The following is an 18,306-nucleotide window of genomic DNA, read 5'->3' on the forward strand; positions in this document are numbered from 1 at the left end:
ATGACGGCGGAGCCGATCGCCGCAGGCAACTCAGCGACGACCACTGGTAGCAAGTACCGAGAGATCACCGACGAGAACGGCCGCGTCTATCGCGTAGGCGAGACGGACCGCGACATCCTCGGCCATTCCCGTAAGTTCATGGTGTATCTGCCATGGGTCGCGATGATGGCCATCAGCGTTTCCGAGTACGCCTACGGTTCGGCGGAGGACACCCTGTCCAGCGCACATGGCTGGACGCAGTCGAATACCTTCTGGATCCTGAGCGTCTGGGTGTTCTTCCAGGCGGGCATCGCCTTCCCGGCCGGATGGATGCGGGAGAAGGGCATCCTGACCGCCAAGCGGGCCACCATGGTCGGCGCCTTCCTGTGCCTGTTCGGATTCCTCGCGCTGTCCCATTTCAACAACGTGTGGCTGGCGATCCTGGGATTCGGTGTCATCGGCGGACTGGGCTCCGGCCTCGTCTACTCGACCTGTATCAACATGGTCGGCAAATGGTTCCCGGAGCGAAAAGGCGGCAAGACCGGTTTCGTCAACGGCGGGTTCGCGTACGGGTCTCTTCCGTTCATCTTCATCTTCAACTACGCGTTCGACACGTCGAACTACCACCGTGTGCTCGACATGATCGGTGTCTATGTGCTGGTGGTCGTACTCGCCTGTGCGTTCTTCTTCCGGGACCCGCCGAAGAACTGGTGGCCGCACGAGGTCGACCCGCTGAAGAAGTCGGGCTCGGACAAGGAGGCCAAGTCCCTCGCCAAGAACCCGCCCGCCGTCCGTCAGTTCACGCCCATGGAGGCCGTCAGGACCGGCATGCTGCCGCTCATGTGGTTCAGCCTCGTGCTGACGGCAGGCGTGTCGATCTTCGGCATCTCCTTCCAGGTGGACTTCGCCAAGGAGGTGGGCTTCGGGCCGCTGGTCGCCGCGTCGTCGATGGGTGTGATGGCGGTCATCAACGGCGTCGGACGTGCGGTCGTCGGCTGGCTGTCGGACATCTGGGGTCGCAAGGTGAGCCTGGTGTTCGTCATCGTCGTCCTGGGCCTCGCCCAGTTCGGCGTCATCTGGGCGGGTGACATCCACAGTGAGTGGCTGTTCCTGTTCTTCGCGTTCCTGTCGGGCTTCGGCGGCGGCGCGTTCTACCCGATGTTCGCGGCGCTCACACCGGACTACTTCGGCGAGAACTACAACGCCACCAACTACGGCCTCGTGTACAGCGGCAAGCTGGTCAGCGGCCTGTTCGGCGGCGGGCTCGGCTCCATGGTGGTCGCCGCGTGGGGCTACAACGGGGCGTACGCGCTCGCCGGGGGCGTCTCGATGGTGGCGGCAGCCGTGGCCCTGCTGCTGCGGCAGCCCGGGGGCGAGCAGGCGGAAAAGGTGGTGGCCACCACGTAGGGCGCACCCACCGGAAGTACGCATAGGAGTGGGGCCCGGCCTGGTGGCCGGGCCCCACTCATGTGTGTCGCGACGTCAGCGCTTCTTGCGCAGACCGGCCAGGTTGTCGTAGCCGATCTTCGCGTACTTGAGGGACTGGCCGAGGTCGGTGTCGCTGGGCGCGTTGTCCTGCTCGACCATCGGGTTGTGGTAGTTCATCGCCCCGACGCGGGTGAAGAACTTCTCGTAGTCGATGACTCCGGTGCCGAACGGCACCATGTCGTAGCCCATGCCGTTCGTCTCGTTGACCGTGCCGTCCTTGGCGTGGAACAGCGGGTAACGCTTGTTGTTGCGGCTCACGAGCGCCGCCGGGTCGAAGACGTTCTCCCGCTGGGAGCCGTCGTGGGCGGTGTAGGTGTGGAACTTGTACTGGGCCACGTGCGCCCAGAAGATGTCCATCTCCAGCCAGACCGTCTTCGGGTCGGCCACCTTGAGGAAGTACTCCAGCTTGCGGATGCCGGAGCTGCGGGTCGGCTTGCCCTGCGCGTCGAGGGGGCCGCCGTCGAGCAGGAAGCCGTACGCCGCGTCGTGGTTGTGCGTGTACAGCTTGAGGCCGGCGCCGTGGGCGATCTTGCCGAGCGCGTTCCACTTGTCGGCGGCGACGTCCCAGTCGGACCGGTAGGCGCTGCCGGTGGGGTCGCCACCGGTGCCCATGTGGTCCATGCCGAGGATGTTGGCTATCTCCAGGTGCTTCTTGAACGTGTCGAGGTCGGGCTGGCTGAGCGGCCACGACCCCGGGATGAAGCCGTGGTTGCCCTGGGCCCGCAGGCCGTACTCGTCGAGCCAGGAGCGCAGCAGCTTGGCGCCCTCGACGGATTCGAGGTTGGCGCCGCCGGGCGCGTTGGCGTGCTGGCCGTAGCCGGCGAACTCGACCTGCTTGTAGCCGTAACGGGCGAGCTCCTTGAAGACCTCGCGGAAGCCGGACGGGAGGTTGGAGGCGAGCGGGTCTCTGCCCGTGGCGTCGCGCACGGTGTAGAGGATGATGCCGCGCTTGGATGCCGGGACGAGGGCGTGGTGGCCGCCGCCCCGGCCGCCGTTGTGCGTGCTCTGGGCGAGGGCGGGCGATGCGCCGAAGACGGGTGCGGCGACGGCGGCTGCCCCCGCGGCGGTGCAGGTGCTCAGAAAGCGGCGGCGGCTGACGCCGAGAGCGCGGCGCAGGGCGTCGCCGGGTCCGGATTCATCGTTGAACGCGGTCACGGTCTCTCTCTTTCTCGGGTGGGTGCGGGGCGTGTGCGGGTGCGCACCGGGCTCATGCGAGACCGGCCAGGTCGAGCAACAGCGATTTCACGTCGGTGGCCGCGACACGGCCGGTGACGGCGCGGGGGGTGGAACAGAGGATGAGCGGACCGTCGGGGCTGTCGTCGCTCAAGGGGAGGCGGCCGTGGCTGCCGCGGATGGGTGAGGGATCGAGGGGCACGACCGCCATGCGGTAGCGCATGCCGAGCTTCTTGCGGGCCAGGGCGCCGGCGGCCTTCACCTTGACGTAGGGGTCCTGGGGGTCCATGAACAGCTCGACGGGGTCGTAGCCGGGCTTGCGGTGGATCTCGACGAGCTGCGCGAAGTCGGGCGCGCGGTCGTCGTCGAGCCAGTAGTAGTACGTGAACCAGGCGTCGGGTTCGGCGACGGCGACGAGTTCGCCGGAGCGGGGGTGGTCGAGGTGGTGGGCCTTCTTCCCCTCGTCGTCGAGGAGTTGCTCGATGCCGGGCACGTCTTTCAGTGCCTCGCGGACCGTGTCGAGGTCCTCGGGGCGGCGCACGTAGATGTGGGCGATCTGGTGGTCGGCGACCGCGAACGCCCGGGACGTCATCGGGTCGAGGTACTCCATGCCGTCCTGCGTGTGCACTTCGAGGAGGCCGGCGCGGCGCAGGACGCGGTTGATGTCGACGGGCCGCTCGACGCGGGTGATGCCGTACTCGGACAGGGCGACGACCGTGCGGCCCTCGGCCTTCGCGTCGTCGAGCAGCGGGGCGAGGGTGGCGTCGAGTTCGGCGGCGGCCCGGTGCGAGCGCGGGTCGTCGGGGCCGAAGCGCTGGAGGTCGTAGTCGAGGTGGGGGACGTAGGCCAGTGCCAGGTCGGGATGGCGGGTGGCCATGATGTGCCGGGTCGCGTCGACGATCCACCGGCTGGAGACGAGGTCGGCGCCCGGGCCCCAGAAGTGGAAGAGGGGGAACGTGCCGAGTTTCTCGGTGAGTTCGTCGTGCAGAGCCGGTGGCCTGGTGTAGCAGTCGGGTTCCTTGCGGCCGTCGGCGTAGTAGACGGGCCGGGGTGTGACGGTGATGTCGGTGTCGGCGCCCATGGCGTACCACCAGCAGATGTTGGCGACCGTGTACCCGGGGTGGCTGCGGCGGGCCGCGTCCCAGAGCTTGTCGCCGGCGACGAGTCCGTTGTGCTGGCGCCACAGGAGTACGTCGCCCAGCTCACGGAAGTACCAGCCGTTGGCGACGATGCCGTGCTCGGACGGCATGGTGCCGGTGAGGAACGTCGACTGGGCGGCGCAGGTGACGGCGGGCAGGACCGTGCCGAGGTGGGCCTGCGACCCCGTCCGGCCGAGGGCCTTGAGCTGGGGCATGTGGTCGAGGAGGCGCGGGGTGAGACCCACGACGTCCAGGACGAGCAGCGGGTTCGGGCTCACGCCCGGCCGGTCGGCTGTGGTGTCTGTGCCGACAGTTGTCATGGGAGTTCCTTCAGGCCGAGGTCCGTCAGGAGGTCGCGGGCCAGGGTGAGCTCGGCGGCGATGCCGTCCGCGAGCTGGGTGCGGGCGCGGGGGCGCAGCTCGGGCGGGAGCGCCTGCCAGGTGTACGTCTCGACCTCCAGGTGACGGGTGAGCGGGTGCGCGCCGCCGACCAGGCGGGTGAGCGTGTCCTTCAGCACCGGGAGCGTGGAGGTGAGGGGGGCCGCGGGCGCCGCGTGCAGCGGTACGTGGAAGTGGGCGCGCCAGGGCGCGGTGTCGGGGAGCGCGCCGCCGGCGAGTGCCTCGCCCAGGTCGTCGGTGCCGCGCAGCCCTTCGGGGGTGAGGGTGCGGGTCTGGTGCAGGAAGCGGGGTTCGTCGAACGCGGCGAGCGCCTCGCGGACCTCGGCCCTTTCTGGGTGCTCGGCGTGCAGGGCCGCGGAGAGCTGGGACTTGACGACGGGGATGCCGGCGGCGGCGAGGGCGTCGAGTGCGGTGGCCGGGTCCTCGAAGGAGGTGGCGAGATGGCAGGTGTCGACGCAGACGCCGATGCGGTCGCGGGCCACGGCCGTGAGCGGGGCGATCGCGTCGCCGGTCGTCTCGACGGTGCAGCCCGGCTCGGGTTCGAGGCCGATGCGGATGGAGCGGCCGGTCAGCTCCTCCAGGGCGTCGAGCCGCTCGGCGAGGGTCGTGAGCGCGACGTACGCGACGTCCCGGCTGGCCGGGTCGATGGCGCGCCAGGCGAGGGGCAGCGTGGAGATGGTGCCCTCGGTGATGTCGGAGGGGAGCAGCGCGGCGAGGAGCCGGGCCAGGTCGGCGGTGTGCGCGAGGCGCTCCGGGTCGGCCCAGTCGGGCTTGTACACGCGGTACTTGACCTCTTCGGCGCCGAACCCCTCGTACGGGAAGCCGTTGAGGGTGACGACTTCGAGGCCGCGGCGGTCGAGTTCGGTGCGCAGGCCGCGCAGGGCGACGGGGTCGGTGGTGAGGGCGCGCGCGGCGTCCTTGGCGAGCCACAGGCCGATGCCGAGCCGGTCGCGGCCGAGGCGCTTGCGGACGGGTTCGCAGTGGTCGCGCAGCTGGGCCAGCACGCCGTCCAGGGTCTCGGCGGGGTGGACGTTGGTGCAGTACGCGAGGTGGACGGTGGACCCGTCGGGGTGGCGGAAGCGCATCGCTCACGCCCCGCCGCGCAGGATGGAGTTGCCCTCGTGGGTGGCGTCGGTCCCGGCGACGTCGAGGTCGAGCCGGCCGCTGAGGCCGTAGAACGCGACGGGGTTGCGCCACAGGACGCGGTCGACGTCGTCCTCGGTGAAGCCGGCCTTCAGCATCGCGTCGGCGACCTCGCGGGTCTTGAGGGGGTCGCTCTTGCCCCAGTCCGCGGCCGAGTTGACGAGGACCTGCTCGGGTCCGTACTCGGTGAGGATCGCGACCATCCGCTCCTCGTCCATCTTGGTGTCGGGATAGACGGAGAACCCGAGCCAGCAGCCCGCGTCCTTGGCCTCCTTCACCGTGGTCTCGTTGAGGTGGTCGATCAGCACCCGGTCGAGCGGCAGGTCCGACTCGCGTACGACGTCCAGGGTCCGGCGCAGTCCGGCGAGCTTGTCGCGGTGCGGGGTGTGCACGAGCGCGGGGAGTTCGTGGTCCGCGGCGAGCTGGAGCTGCGCGGCGAGCGCGGTGTCCTCGGTGGGGGTCATCGAGTCGTAGCCGATCTCGCCCACGGCGACGACGTTGTCCTTGACGAGGTAGCGCGGCAGCGCGTCGAGGACGGGCGTGCAGCGCGGGTCGTTCGCCTCCTTGGGGTTGAGGGCGAGGGTGCAGTGGTGGGCGATCCCGTACTGCGCGGCACGGAACGGCTCCCAGCCGAGGAGCGCGTCGAAGTAGTCGAAGAACGAGGCGGGCGAGGTGCGGGGCTGGCCGAGCCAGAAGGACGGCTCGACGATCGCCCGTACGCCCGCGGCGTACATGGCCTCGTAGTCGTCGGTGGTGCGCGACGTCATGTGGATGTGCGGGTCGAAGATGCGCATCAGGACTCCTCGGCCTTGGGGGGAGGGGGCACGACCAGGGGGGTCAGGGCCAGTACGCGGTGCAGGTCGTCGGGGACGGGGCGGCCCGCGGCGGTGCGCTCGCGCGCGTAGTCGCCGAGCATGCGGGCGAGTTCGGCGTCTCCGCGCGCCCGTTCGGCGAGGTCGGCGACGGCGGACACCGGCACGCCGGTGAAGAGACACTTCAGGACGGCGTGCCGCCAGTGGTGCGCGGTGAGGTGCTCGGCGGCGTAGGGGCCGACGGCGGCGGCGACCAGCCGGGTGTCGTTCGTGCGCAGCGCGTCCTCGACGAGGGACAGCGCTTCGGGCCCTGGTACGAGGTGGGGCAGGGCCGTGAGGACGGCGCGGCGTTCGGCGGCGGCGCCCTGTTCGTAGAGGCGGGTGAGGGTGGCGGTGTCGGCGCGGGCCGCGTGCAGGAGGACGACGCGGGCACTGTCGGCGTGCTCGGCGCCACAGCGGCGCCCCGCTTCGGCGAACCTCAACTCCCATACTGCTTGCGCCTGTTGACCGCCCGTATCCTCAGCCGCCGCCTCTGCCGTGGCCTTGTCGAGCCAGGTGCGGGCGGTTTCGCCGAGGGAGGCGTCGGTGCGGGCGCGGAGGGCCGCGATGCCGGGAGGTGTGCCGGTCACGGGGTGCCTCCTTCGGCGGCGACGCGTCGCAGGAACCGCAGGGATTCCTCCGCGAGTCGGGGCCCCGCGTGGGAGTGGCGGGGCAGTTCCACGACCGTCAGTCCCTGGTAGCCGGTGGCTTCGAGGGCTTCGAGCACCGGCGGGAAGTCGATCTCGCCTTCGCCGAACGGAAGGTGTTCGTGGACACCGCGCCGCATGTCCTCGATCTGTACGTGCTTCAGCCATGGGGCGGCCTCACGCACGCAGTCGGCGGGCGGCAGCGGCTCCAGGCACTGGCAGTGGCCGATGTCCAGGGTCAGGCCGAGCGCATCCGGCCCGCCGAACTCCTCGCGGAGGTAGTGGAAGTCGGCGAGTGAGCCCAGGAGGTGGCCGGGCTCGGGCTCGATGGCGAGCGGGACGCCGGCGGCGGAGGCCGCGTCGAGGACGGGGGCGAGCGCGTCGGCGAGCCGCTTCCACGCGGTGCCGTCGTCCGTGCCGTCCGGGGTGATGCCGCTGAAGCAGTGCACGGCGTGGGCGCCGAGGTCGGCGGCCACCTGCACGGCCCTGATGAGGAGCCGGGTGCGGGCGGCCCTGGCGTCCGGGTCGGGGTCGAGGAGCGAGGGGCCGTGCTTGCGGCGCGGGTCGAGGACGTAGCGGGCGCCGGTCTCGACGGTGACGGTCAGGCCGTGCCGGTCGAGGACGCGGGCCACCTGCCGGGTGCGGGTGGGGAGGTCGGGGACCAGGGGGTCCAGGTGCATGTGGTCGAGGGTGAGACCGACTCCGTCGTATCCCAGGTCGGCGAGGACGGCGAGGGCGTCCTCCAGGCGCAGGTCGGTGAGGCCGTTCGTGCCGTATCCCCAGCGGATGGTCATGTGACGCTCACCTTCGGTGCGATGCGCCGCGCGAGCGGCGCGAGAGCGGCGGTGATCAAGGCGGTCCTGGGGGCGCCGGCCCTGGCGGCCAGGGCCGCCTGGAGGGGGATCAGGGAACGGATGCCCGCGCCCACGGCGCGTTGGGTGAGGGGTGGGGAGGGGTTGAGGGCCGCGTGGAAGTAGGGGCGGGCCGTCGCCCCCGCGTAGGCGGCCGCCAGGGCCGTGGTGATGGATCCCGACAGGCCGGGGGCGGCTGCTACCCGCCGGCCTGCCGGGAGTTCGTGGGTACGGCCCGTCCACCGGGCCAGGGTGAGGGACGCGGCCAGGGCGGCCAGAGGGGCGGCGGTGTTGCCTCCCTGGGTTTCGTTGCGGGACACCGTGGTGACGGCGAGGATGTGGGCGGCGATTGTCGTCGCTGTGGGGAGAGCGGCCCCCAGGCCGTGTTCCTGGCCCCCGGAGCCTGGTGCTGTGCCGACCCTTCCCCAAGCTCTCGGCTTCGCTCGATCAGAGGGGTCCCCCATCGCCTTGCTGAACGCCTGCCCACAGCGGGGTGCGGTGGCCGCTGCCCCGAGCAGGACGTCCAGCCCTCTCGCCGCTGCCATGGCCACCGGACCCGCCTGGGTCCTCTTCAGGCCCAGGTCGTACGCCCAGACCGTGCCGGCCAGCGCGGTGGCCAGCAGTGTCGCCGGGCGGCCCGCCCGGTGTGCCAGGGCCAGACCTCCCGCTGTGAAGGCGCCCGCTGCCGCGAGGGCCGCTGCGGGGCGGATTCGCCCTGACGGCAGCGGGCGGTGCGGGCGGTCCACGGCGTCCTCGGCGCGGTCCGCCCAGTCGTTGAGGGCCATGCCGGCCTCGTAGAGGCACAGGGACGACCCGATGGCGAGGAAGGTGCCACGGCCGGGGCGCAGGCCCACCGCCGACGCGCCCGCGAGGGCATCGCCGGGGACGGTGAACAGGGCGGGCAGGCGCAGGAGTTCGGCCCAGGCACGCAGGTGCTCTCCGCGGCCGGTCACCGCAGGCGTCCGGCGAAGCCGACCAGTGTCGCGTACTGCTCGGCGAGCGCCGGGGACGCGTCGCCGTCGGGGTCCTTGAAGTAGAAGCCGAGCTCCGGCAGGGGCCCCTCGACGCCCTTCTCGTGGGCGCGCAGGAGAAGGCGGGCCAGGTCGAGGACGAGGGGGGCGGCGAGCGCGGAGTCGCAGCCCTGCCAGATCGTCTGGAGGATCATGCGGGAGCCGAGGAACCCGTCGAAGGCGATGTGGTCCCAGGCGGTCTTCCAGTCCCCGAGCGCGGGCACGTCGTCGATGTGGACCTCGCCCTCGGGCGCGGCCCCGAGCGCGTCGGCGAGGACGCGTTCCTTGCCCGCGTTCTTCGCCGCCGCGGCGCCGGGGTCGGCGAGCGCGGCACCGTCGCCGCCGCCGAGGAGGTTGGTGCCGGACCAGGCACGCACGGACAGGGAGCGCTGGAGGAACATCGGCGCGAGCACGGACCGCAGCAGGGTCTGGCCCGTCTTGCCGTCGCGGCCCGCGTGGGGCAGGCCGCTGGTGGCGGCGAGTTCGGCGAGCGCGGGGTGGTGCAGGCCGGTGGAGGGGGTGAAGTTGACGTACGGGCAGCCCGCGCGCAGGGCGGCCGCCGCGTAGAGGGAGCTGGCGGGCAGCCGGCTGCTGTCGGGGGCGGGTTCCGTGGACGCCACGTTCACGACGACGGCGCCGGCGAGTCCGCCGCGGTCGGCGAAGTCCCTGATGTCGGCGGCGAAGGCGGCGATGAGTTCGTCGTCGGAGCGGGAGTCCCCCGGCTGGGGGCCTCCCGGGCGTATCTCCCGGTCGGCGGCGGCGAGTTCGGCGCCGACCGCGGCCGGCAGGCCGTGCGGCAGGACGCCTCCGGCGGCGAGGTGTTCGGCGCGTTTGGGCAGCGGACAGTCGACGGTGTCGTGCCCGCCGAAGACGAGTGACGACAGCGCGGGGAGCCCGGCGCCGGCGAAGGGTTCGGTCTCGGTGACCATGCCGGTCGGGGGGTGCAGGCCCGCGCCGACGGCGGCGCAGCCCGCGACCGCGGTGGTGGCGACGGAGCCACGGGCCCCGATGAGCCAGACTCCGAAGCGGGCGGTGGGGGAAGTGGGTTCGGCGGACATGGGCAGCCTCCTTGTCGTACGCGAACCAGGGCCGGAGTTGCGGTGGTGGTGCGGGACGGCGGGCGGGGGTCCGGCGTCCCCCGCCCGCCGCCGTCTAGTGGCCGGACCCGGCGCCCGGCTTCGCGGGCAGGTCCTTGACCCGGATGTCACGGAAGGACACCTGGTCGTCATTGCCGTGGTTCTGGATCCCGACGTACCCGTCGCGCAGGCTCCGGGCCGGGTCGGTGTTGGTGAAGTCGTTGACCTTCACGCCGTTGAGCCAGATCCGCAGGTGCTCGCCCTCGACCCGGATCTCGTACGTGTTCCACTCCCCCGGCGGGTTCAGCGCACGATCACGCTTCTTCACATCGGCGGACCGGAAGCTGTAGACGGACCCGGTGGTGCGGTCGGGTGCGTCGGTCGCGTCGATCTGGACCTCGTAGCCGTTGTTCACGGCCGACCAGGGGTCGTCGGACTCCGGGAAGCCCACGAAGACACCGGAGTTGTCGTCCCCGGCCATCTTCCAGTCGAGCTTCAGGGAGTACGAGCCGAGCGGGCGGCCCGCGTACCAGAGCATTCCCATGCCGCCGGCCGAGGTGAGCGTGCCGTCGTCCGAGAGCTCGAAGGAGCCGGGTCCGGCCTGCTTCCAGTCCTTGAGCGACTCGGCGGTCCCGTCGAACAGGGACGTGTAGCCGCTCTCGGGCCGGCAGTCGGCCTGCGCGGCGCCACTCGCCCAGCGGATCCCGCCGAGCAGGTGCTGCCGGAAGGCCGGGTCGGCGTACGACTCCTTGGTGTGACCCGCGCCGGTGTAGAAGGAGCGGCCGCCCCGGTAGTTCTGGCACCAGGAGATGGGGTGGTCGCCCGCCATGGTGCCGCCGGTGTACGACGACTCGTCGAGCGAGGCGAGGACGTGGGCGTGCTCGCGCGGGTTGGAGCGGTAGTTGTACCACTCGTCCGTGCGGTTCCACGTCGGGGCGAGGTGGGCGGTGGCCGGGTTGCCCCGGTCCTCGACCTTGACGGTGGCGGGCTGGATCGCCGGGTGATCCTGGAAGTAGGCGCCGGCGAGGCCGCCGTAGAAGGGCCAGTCGTACTCGGTGTCGGCGGCCGCGTGGACGCCGACGTAGCCGCCGCCCTTCTCGATGTAGTGCTCGAAGGCCGTCTGCTGGTCGGCGCCGAGCACGTCACCGGTGGTGGAGAGGAAGACGACGGCGTCGTAGCGGCGCAGATTGGCGTCGGTGAAGGCGCCGGCGTCCTCGGTGGCGTCGACGGCGAAGCCGCCTGCCGCGCCCAGGTCCCGCACGGCGGCGATCCCCTCGGGGATCGAGTCGTGGCGGAAGCCCGCGGTCTTGGAGAAGACCAGGACCCGGCCCCCCGCCCCCGCGTCCCCCGGTGAGGAGGACGCGGGAGCGGAGACGCAGCCGATGAGCAGGGCGGCCGCGGAGGCCGCGAGCGCGATACGGGTGGAGGTGCGCACAGTCCTGCTCCTTCCTCAGCCGGTGGTGAAGGTGAAGTCGTCCACGTCGAACAGGGCGTCGGTGCCCGCACCCTTGAAGACCAGGAAGAGCGTCGTGGTCGTGGCGGGCGCCTTGCTGATGGTGCCGGTGACGTCCTTGTACGTCTCCCAGGACCCGGTGGGTTCGACCTTGGCGCTGCCGAGGAGGCGTCCGGTGGCGGAGCCGCTGCGGATCTCCAGCGTGCCGCCGCTGCCGGCGGACGCGACGCTCGCGCTGAACGACTTGACGTTGCTCAGGACGTACGGCTTGAAGGAGATCCAGTCGCCGTTGTTGATGTCGCCGACCGTCTTGCCGCCCTCCGCCGGGGTGTGGGCGGTGATGCTGACGCCCTTGGAGTCGCCGTAGTGCTCGGCCTGGCGGTGCTTCTGCTGAGTGACGCTCTGGTCGTGGGTGGTCAGCGCGGGCTGGCCGTTGGCACCCTGGTCGGTGTACTCGGCGTCGAAGACCCCGAAGATGTTGGCGTTCGGGTCGTGCTCGCTGTCCGCGGAGGTCTTGAGGGTGCCGGAGCAGCCGTTGGCCGAGGTGATCGGGTGGCCGTGGCTGTCGTGGCCGAGGATGTGCGTGACCTTGACCTTGGAGCAGTCGATCGTCCCGTCCTCGGGGTCGGTGACCTTCACCTTGAAGGGCACCTCGTCACCGAAGGTGAACAGCTGGCCGTCCGCGGGGAGTTCGAGGGTCACCTTGGGCGCGGTGTTGCCGACGACGATGTGGGCGTCGGCGCTGCCGGTGCGGCCCGTCGTGTCCTTGGCGGTGACGGTCGCGGTGTAGGTGCCGTTCTTCTTGTACGTGTGGCTGGGGGCGGCGCCCGTGCCGGTGGTGCCGTCGCCGAAGTTCCAGGAGTACGTCAGCGCGTCGCTGTCGGCGTCGGACGCGGTCGAGGAGAAGCGGGCCTTGAGCGGGGCCTGGCCCGAGGTCTTGTCGACCTTGGCGTCGACGACGGGCGAGTGGCCGTCGGTCGCGTTCTCGATGCGGTAGAGGCCGGAGTTCTCGTCGCCGCCGAACCAGGACAGGCCGTAGTCCAGGACATACAGCGCGCCGTCCGGCCCGAAGGCCATGTCCATCACCTGCGTACCGGTCCACGGGAACGGGTTGATCTTGGCGACCTTGCCGTCCGCGTCCTGCTCGATCCGCTTGATCCACTGCCGGCCGAACTCACCGGCGAAGAAGTTGCCGTCGTAGGCCTCGGGGAACTTCACGGGCGAGGTGTTCGCGGCGTCGTAGCGGTAGACCGGGCCGCCCATCGGGGACTCGGAGCCGGTGCCGAACTCGGGCACGGAGCCCCCGTCGTAGGGGATCCAGGCCGGCTGGGCGGGCGGCAGGTCGACGATGCCCGTGTTGTGGGGCGAGGTGTTCTTCGGCGCGGCGCAGTCGAAGGCGGCGCCGGACGTCTTGGTGGCGAAGTCGTAGTCGATGTACGCGTCGTTGTTGCCGGTGCAGTACGGCCAGCCGAAGTTGCCGGCCTTGGTGATGCGGTTGAACTCGACCTGGCCCGCGGGGCCGCGCTTCGGGTCGGCGGTGCCGGCGTCGGGGCCGTAGTCACCGACGTAGACGATGCCGGTCGGCTTGTCGACGCTGATCCGGAACGGGTTGCGGAAGCCCATCGCGTAGATCTCGGGGCGGGTCTTGTCCGTGCCCGGGGCGAAGAGGTTGCCGTCGGGTATGGAGTACGTGGCGTCGTCGTTGACCTTGATGCGCAGGACCTTGCCGCGCAGGTCGTTGCTGTTGCCGGCCGAACGCCGGGCGTCGTAGGCCGGGTTGCGGGTGGCCTGCTCGTCGATCGGTGTGTAGCCGTCGGAGGAGAACGGGTTGGAGTCGTCGCCCGTCGACAGGTAGAGGTTGCCGTCCTTGTCGAAGTCGATGTCGCCGCCCACGTGGCAGCAGATGCCGCGCGAGGTGGGGATCTCCAGGATCTTCTTCTCGCTGGCGTTGTCGAGCGTGCCGTCCGCGTTGAGCACGAAGCGCGAGAGCTGGTTGTGGCCGTCGAAGGGCTTGAAGTCCGCAGCCGTGCCGTCGTTCGGGGCGTCGCCCGCGGGGGTGTCGAGCGGCGGCGCGTAATAGAGGTAGATGAAGTGGTTGTCGCTGAACTTCGGGTCCACGCCGACGCCTTGGAGGCCCTCTTCGTCGTGGGAGTAGACGTCGAGCTTGCCGGCGACCTTGGTGGTGCCGTTCTCGTCGGTCAGGCGCAGGACGCCGTCGCGCGAGGTGTGCAGGACCTTGCGGTCCGGCAGGACGGCGAGCGACATGGGCTCGCCGACCTCTTCGGCACCCTTGGCGAGGGTGACCTGCTGGAAGTCCTCCGCGGCGGCCGCGGCGTCGGGGGCGGGCGCCGCGCCGGCGTGGGGGGCGCCGATCGCGAATGAGGCTCCGGCGAGAAGTGAGCCGGTGAGGAGTGCGAGTGCCTTGCGGAATCTCGGGCGTTTCCTGTGCACGGAGTTCCTCCGGAAAAGGGCGTGCGTACGGACGGGTGCGTGTCGCGCATGCGCTTGGGGCGGGTGCGATCGGTACGCCGGGGTGCGCCGTCACCCCGGAACTGTGCGTGTCCTGACTGCGTGTCCTGTACAGCATTGGACCGTAGCCACGTTTGTCCGGGACGGAAAGCCCTTGCACAGCAAAGGAGTTGACTTTTTCCCCGCGCAGGACAAACGTGGCCGACGGTCCGCTAGTCGGAACCGCCGAAGGCCGCGTCGAAGGACGCCGTGGGCGGCTCGAAGTCGAACGCCTTGAGGTGCTTGAGCGCCTCCGGGGCGCCCTGGAGCCGGTCCATGCCGGCGTCCTCCCACTCGACCGAGACGGGCCCCTCGTAGTCGATGGAACGCAGCATCCGGAAGACGTCCTCCCAGGGCACGTCGCCGTGGCCCGCGGAGACGAAGTCCCAGCCGCGGCGCGGGTCGCCCCAGGGCAGGTGCGAGCCGAGGCGGCCGTTGCGGCCGTCCAGGCGGCGCCTGGCCTCCTTGCAGTCGACGTGATAGATCCGGTCACGGAAGTCCCACAGGAAGCCGACCGGGTCGAGGTCCTGCCATACGAAGTGGCTGGGGTCGAAGTTCAGGCCGAAGGCGGCCCGGTGGTCGACGGCGTCGAGGGCGCGCTGCGTGGTCCAGTAGTCGTACGCGATCTCCGACGGATGGACCTCGTGCGCGAACAGGACGCCGTTCTCGTCGAAGACGTCGAGGATGGGGTTCCAGCGGTCGGCGAAGTCCTGGTAGCCGCGCTCGATCATCGACTCGGGCGCGGGCGGGAACATGGCGACCAGGTGCCAGATGGACGAGCCGGTGAAGCCGATGACGGTGTCGACGCCGAAGGCCGCCGCGGCCCGTGCGGTGTCCTCCATCTCGGCCGCGGCCCGCCGCCGTACGCCCTCGGCCTCGCCGTCGCCCCAGATGCGGGCCGGCAGGATCGCCCGGTGGCGCTCGTCGATGATCGCGTCGCACACCGCCTGCCCCACCAGGTGGTTGGAGATCGCCCAGCATTTGAGGCCGTACTTGTCGAGCAGGGCGCGGCGCGAGTCGAGGTAGCCGGGGTCCGCGAGGGCCTTGTCGACCTCGAAGTGGTCGCCCCAGCAGGCGAGTTCGAGGCCGTCGTAGCCGAAGTCGCGGGCCAGCCTGCACACCTCTTCGAGCGGCAGGTCGGCCCACTGTCCGGTGAACAGGGTGAACTGGCGTGGCATGAGCCGTGCCTCCTCAGACCGGGATGGGTGTGTAGACGGAGTTCTTGAGCGCGCTCTCCTCCACGGCGGCGAGCACGCGCTGCACGCGCAGACCTTCGGCGAAGGAGGGTTCGGGCTGTTGGCCGGACGCGATGGCGTGGACCAGATCGCGGGCCTGGTGCACGAAGGTGTGCTCGTAGCCGAGGCCGTGGCCCGGCGGCCACCAGGCTTCCAGGTAGGGGTGGCCGGGCTCGGTGACGAGGATGCGGCGGAAGCCCGCGCTGACCCCGGGTTCCGTGTGGTCGTGGAACGACAGCTCGTTGAGACGCTCCAGGTCGAAGGCCAACGAGCCCCTCTCGCCGTTGAGTTCGATGCGCAGGGCGTTCTTGCGGCCGGAGGCGAACCGCGTCGCCTCGAAGGAGCCGAGCGCACCGGAGGCGAAGCGGGCCGTGAAGAGCGCCGCGTCGTCGACCGTCACCGGGCCGCGCCCGGTCCCGGCGTCGCCCGCCGCGAGCCCGGCCGACGCCCCTACGGTGTCCTTGAGGATCGGCCGTTCCCGTACGAACGTCTCGGTGAGCGCGGAGACGCCGACGAGGGACTCCCCCGCCAGGTACTGCGCGAGGTCGACGGCGTGCGCGCCCAGGTCGCCCAGGGCACCCGAGCCCGCGTACTCCTTCTTCAGCCGCCAGGTGAGCGGGAAGTCGGGGTCGACGAGCCAGTCCTGGAGGTAGGAGACGCGCACGTGGCGCAGGGCGCCGATGCGGCCCTCCTCGACCATGCGACGGGCGAGCGCGGTGGCGGGGACGCGCCGGTAGTTGAAGCCGGCCATCGCCAACTGGCCGCGGGCCCGGGCCCGTTCGGCCGCCTCGACCATCGCCTCGGCCTCGTCGACCGTGTTGGCGAGCGGCTTCTCGCACAGGACGTGCTTGCCCGCCTCCAGAGCGGCGACGGCGATCTCCGCATGGCTGTCGCCCGGGGTGCAGATGTCGACGACGTCGACGTCCTCGCGGGCGATCAGCGCCCGCCAGTCCGTCTCGGCCGCGGCCCAGCCGAGCCGGTCGGCCGCGGCGCGGACGGCCTGCCCGTCCCGGCCGCAGACGGCCGCGAGGACCGGCCGCAGCGGCAGGTCGAAGACCCGGCCCACGGTGCGCCAGCCCTGGGAGTGGGCGGCGCCCATGAAGGCGTAGCCGACCATGCCGACACCCAGGGGGCGCGGTCCGGCCCCGGGCTCCTGAGTCGTGCCCATGCAGTAGTCCTCCTCGTCGACGCCGGTCCCGCGGGATGCACTGTGGGGGCATCCATCACTTGAAGCCGGTCGGCATGTACTGCGCGACGTTGTCCTTGTCGACGACCGCCGAGAAGAGCGTCACGTGGGCCGGGATCTCGAACTCGGCCATGCCGCTGACGCCCTTGCCCTGGCCGAGGGCGCGCGCGAGGTCGATCGCGGAGGCGGCCATGGTCGGCGGGTAGAGGACGGTCGCCTTGAGGACGCTGTTGCCGGCCTCGATGGCCTGCATGGCGGAGAGCGCTCCGGCGCCGCCGACCATCAGGAAGTCGTCGCGGCCGGCCTGCTTGATGGCGCGCAGGGCGCCGACACCCTGGTCGTCGTCGTGGTTCCACAGGGCGTCGAAGTTCTTCTGCGCCTGGAGGAGCTGCGACATCTTCGCCTGGCCGGACTCTACGGTGAACTCGGCGGCCTGGCGGGCGACCTTCTTGATGTTCGGGAAGTTCTTCAGGGCGTCGTCGAAGCCCTGGCTGCGCTGCTTGGTGAGCTCCAGGTTGTCGAGGCCCGCGAGCTCGACGACCTTGGCGTTCTTCTTGTCCTTGAGCTGCTCGCCGATGTAGTTGCCGGCGCTCAGGCCCATGCCGTAGTTGTCGCCGCCGATCCAGCAGCGGTACGCCTGCGGGGTGTTGAAGATCCGGTCGAGGTTGACGACGGGGATCCCGGCGCGCATCGCCTTCAGGCCGACCTGGGTGAGGGCCTTGCCGTCGGCCGGCAGGATCACCAGGACGTCGACCTTCTTGTTGATGAGCGTCTCGACCTGCCCGATCTGCGCGGCGGTGTCGTTCGAGCCCTCCGTCGCCTCCAGGGTGACGTCGGAGTACTTCTTGGCGCGCTCCGTGGCGTTGTCGTTGATCGCGTTCAGCCAGCCGTGGTCGGCCTGCGGTCCCGCGAACCCGATGGTGACGTGCTTGCCCGGCTTGTCGTCCGCGGCGGGCTTGTCGTTCGCCGCGGGCTTCGCGTCCTTGGGCTCGTTGCTCGTGCAGGCGGTGAGCAGTCCGCCCGTGGTGACGGCGGCTGCCGCTCCGAAGAGCAGTCCTCTGCGGCTCGTGGTCTCTGGCATGTCGGTGGGCCCTTCCCGAGTCAAGAAGTGGTGGTGGAGGTGCGTCGCTGGACCAGGACCGCGGCGACGATGATCGCCCCCTTGGCGATCTCCTGGACGTCGCTCTGCAGATTGTTGAGCGCGAAGATATTGGTGATCGTGGTGAAGATCAGTACGCCGAGCACGGAGCCGGTGATGGTGCCCCGGCCGCCGGTGAGCAGGGTGCCGCCGATGATCGCGGCGGCGATGGCGTCGAGTTCGTAGAGGTTGCCGTTGGTGTTCTGTCCGGAACCGGCCAGGACGATCAGGAGGAAGGCCGCGATGCCGCAGCACAGGCCCGACAGGAGGTAGAGGTAGAGGCGCTGGCGGCGTACGTCGATGCCGGCGAGCCGCGCGGCCTCGGCGTTGCCGCCGACGGCGACGGAGCGGCGGCCGAACGTCGTACGGTTCAGGACCAGCCAGCCGACGACCGTGACGGCGGCGAAGACGAGGACGAGCGGCGGGATGCCGAGGATGTAGGCGTCGCGCTCGCCGAGCTTGAGGACACTGTCCACGGACACGGTCTGCGTCTTGCCGTCGGTGATCTGGAGGGCGAGGCCGCGGCCCGACGCGAGCATCGCGAGGGTGGCGATGAAGGGGACCATGCCGCCGTACGCGATCAGCAGTCCGTTGACCAGTCCGCAGCCGACGCCCACGACGACGGCGGTGAACAGGATTCCGGCGAAGCCGTAGTCCTGCGTCGCGACCGTGGTGGCCCAGACGCTCGCGAGAGCGACGATCGCGCCGACCGACAGGTCGATGCCGCCGGAGATGATCACGAAGGTCATGCCGACGGTGACGACACCGATGACGGACGCCTGCGTGAGGATCAGCTGCACGTTGTTCGTGTCGAGGAACGAGTCGGGCTGGGTGATGCCGCCGATCAGGACGAGGGCGGCGAGGACGCCCACCAGGGACAGGGTCCGCACGTCCGGGCGGAAGCCTCTCGGGCGGGGCCCGGCGGGCGCGGTCTTCGGGGTGGCGGGCCGGGCGGGGGATGTGGGCTGGGTCATGGTGCCGGGCTCCCTTCGTCTGCGGGTTTGTTGTGGCGGGCGTTTTGCGCAGTTCCC

Annotated in this window: 15 protein-coding genes; 1 reads left to right on the plus strand and 14 read right to left on the minus strand. The window is 70.8% G+C overall.

The annotated features are described in order from the left end of the window. Positions 1 to 1,386, plus strand: a complete 1,386-nt coding sequence (locus OG574_RS12920; protein ID WP_326773334.1) for an OFA family MFS transporter — start codon at positions 1 to 3, stop codon at positions 1,384 to 1,386. A gap of 75 nt (positions 1,387 to 1,461) precedes the next feature. Here OG574_RS12920 and OG574_RS12925 read toward each other — a convergent pair whose 3' ends face one another. From OG574_RS12925 to OG574_RS12990, 14 genes are all read right to left on the minus strand, one after another. Then, a complete protein-coding gene (locus OG574_RS12925; protein ID WP_326773335.1) occupies positions 1,462 to 2,622 on the minus strand; it encodes a sugar phosphate isomerase/epimerase family protein in 1,161 nt (386 codons plus the stop codon). A gap of 52 nt (positions 2,623 to 2,674) precedes the next feature. Then, complete coding sequence (locus OG574_RS12930) at positions 2,675 to 4,099, minus strand: nucleotide pyrophosphatase/phosphodiesterase family protein (RefSeq protein WP_326773336.1); 1,425 nt, start codon at positions 4,097 to 4,099, stop codon at positions 2,675 to 2,677. Further along, entirely contained in the window at positions 4,096 to 5,262 is a 1,167-nt protein-coding gene (gene eboE / locus OG574_RS12935; RefSeq protein WP_326773337.1) for a metabolite traffic protein EboE, read from the minus strand. Before eboE ends, OG574_RS12930 begins: the two co-directional genes overlap by 4 nt. Before the next feature lie 3 nt (positions 5,263 to 5,265). Continuing rightward, positions 5,266 to 6,114: a TatD family hydrolase gene (locus OG574_RS12940; protein ID WP_326773338.1), complete on the minus strand. Its 849-nt coding sequence runs from the start codon at positions 6,112 to 6,114 to the stop codon at positions 5,266 to 5,268. After that, on the minus strand, positions 6,114 to 6,761 hold the full coding sequence (locus OG574_RS12945; protein ID WP_442816818.1) for an EboA domain-containing protein: 648 nt from the start codon (positions 6,759 to 6,761) through the stop codon (positions 6,114 to 6,116). Before OG574_RS12945 ends, OG574_RS12940 begins: the two co-directional genes overlap by 1 nt. Continuing rightward, the gene (locus OG574_RS12950; protein ID WP_326773339.1) at positions 6,758 to 7,612 is read right to left on the minus strand and encodes a sugar phosphate isomerase/epimerase family protein; all 855 of its coding nucleotides are present in this window, start codon (positions 7,610 to 7,612) and stop codon (positions 6,758 to 6,760) included. Before OG574_RS12950 ends, OG574_RS12945 begins: the two co-directional genes overlap by 4 nt. After that, positions 7,609 to 8,622 (minus strand): SCO3242 family prenyltransferase, encoded by a 1,014-nt coding sequence (locus tag OG574_RS12955; protein ID WP_326773340.1) that lies wholly within the window; start codon positions 8,620 to 8,622, stop codon positions 7,609 to 7,611. Before OG574_RS12955 ends, OG574_RS12950 begins: the two co-directional genes overlap by 4 nt. Beyond that, on the minus strand, positions 8,619 to 9,737 hold the full coding sequence (locus tag OG574_RS12960; RefSeq protein WP_326773341.1) for an inositol-3-phosphate synthase: 1,119 nt from the start codon (positions 9,735 to 9,737) through the stop codon (positions 8,619 to 8,621). Before OG574_RS12960 ends, OG574_RS12955 begins: the two co-directional genes overlap by 4 nt. Before the next feature lie 94 nt (positions 9,738 to 9,831). After that, a complete protein-coding gene (locus OG574_RS12965; RefSeq protein ID WP_326773342.1) occupies positions 9,832 to 11,190 on the minus strand; it encodes a ThuA domain-containing protein in 1,359 nt (452 codons plus the stop codon). A gap of 15 nt (positions 11,191 to 11,205) precedes the next feature. Then, positions 11,206 to 13,659, minus strand: coding sequence for a PQQ-dependent sugar dehydrogenase (locus OG574_RS12970; RefSeq protein WP_326773343.1), 2,454 nt, complete (start codon positions 13,657 to 13,659; stop codon positions 11,206 to 11,208). 230 nt (positions 13,660 to 13,889) lie between these two features. Beyond that, positions 13,890 to 14,894: a sugar phosphate isomerase/epimerase family protein gene (locus tag OG574_RS12975; RefSeq protein WP_116507835.1), complete on the minus strand. Its 1,005-nt coding sequence runs from the start codon at positions 14,892 to 14,894 to the stop codon at positions 13,890 to 13,892. A gap of 13 nt (positions 14,895 to 14,907) precedes the next feature. Then, positions 14,908 to 16,119: a Gfo/Idh/MocA family protein gene (locus tag OG574_RS12980; protein WP_326773344.1), complete on the minus strand. Its 1,212-nt coding sequence runs from the start codon at positions 16,117 to 16,119 to the stop codon at positions 14,908 to 14,910. Positions 16,120 to 16,174: 55 nt separating this feature from the next. Continuing rightward, positions 16,175 to 17,218 (minus strand): substrate-binding domain-containing protein, encoded by a 1,044-nt coding sequence (locus tag OG574_RS12985; RefSeq protein WP_100591587.1) that lies wholly within the window; start codon positions 17,216 to 17,218, stop codon positions 16,175 to 16,177. A gap of 20 nt (positions 17,219 to 17,238) precedes the next feature. After that, positions 17,239 to 18,249 (minus strand): ABC transporter permease, encoded by a 1,011-nt coding sequence (locus OG574_RS12990; protein WP_326773345.1) that lies wholly within the window; start codon positions 18,247 to 18,249, stop codon positions 17,239 to 17,241. Positions 18,250 to 18,306: the final 57 nt, after the last annotated feature.

It is taken from the genome of Streptomyces sp. NBC_01445, assembly GCF_035918235.1.
Taxonomy (GTDB): domain Bacteria; phylum Actinomycetota; class Actinomycetes; order Streptomycetales; family Streptomycetaceae; genus Streptomyces.

What these genes read in the sequence shown, in the direction of transcription:
- OG574_RS12975 (WP_116507835.1), bottom strand. Translation starts at nt 14,894, where the DNA reads ATGCCACGCCAGTTCACCCTGTTCACCGGACAGTGGGCCGACCTGCCG.
- OG574_RS12920 (WP_326773334.1), top strand. Translation starts at nt 1, where the DNA reads ATGACGGCGGAGCCGATCGCCGCAGGCAACTCAGCGACGACCACTGGT.
- eboE (WP_326773337.1), bottom strand. Translation starts at nt 5,262, where the DNA reads ATGCGCTTCCGCCACCCCGACGGGTCCACCGTCCACCTCGCGTACTGC.
- OG574_RS12980 (WP_326773344.1), bottom strand. Translation starts at nt 16,119, where the DNA reads ATGGGCACGACTCAGGAGCCCGGGGCCGGACCGCGCCCCCTGGGTGTC.
- OG574_RS12950 (WP_326773339.1), bottom strand. Translation starts at nt 7,612, where the DNA reads ATGACCATCCGCTGGGGATACGGCACGAACGGCCTCACCGACCTGCGC.
- OG574_RS12930 (WP_326773336.1), bottom strand. Translation starts at nt 4,099, where the DNA reads ATGACAACTGTCGGCACAGACACCACAGCCGACCGGCCGGGCGTGAGC.
- OG574_RS12985 (WP_100591587.1), bottom strand. Translation starts at nt 17,218, where the DNA reads ATGCCAGAGACCACGAGCCGCAGAGGACTGCTCTTCGGAGCGGCAGCC.
- OG574_RS12960 (WP_326773341.1), bottom strand. Translation starts at nt 9,737, where the DNA reads ATGTCCGCCGAACCCACTTCCCCCACCGCCCGCTTCGGAGTCTGGCTC.
- OG574_RS12990 (WP_326773345.1), bottom strand. Translation starts at nt 18,249, where the DNA reads ATGACCCAGCCCACATCCCCCGCCCGGCCCGCCACCCCGAAGACCGCG.
- OG574_RS12940 (WP_326773338.1), bottom strand. Translation starts at nt 6,114, where the DNA reads ATGCGCATCTTCGACCCGCACATCCACATGACGTCGCGCACCACCGAC.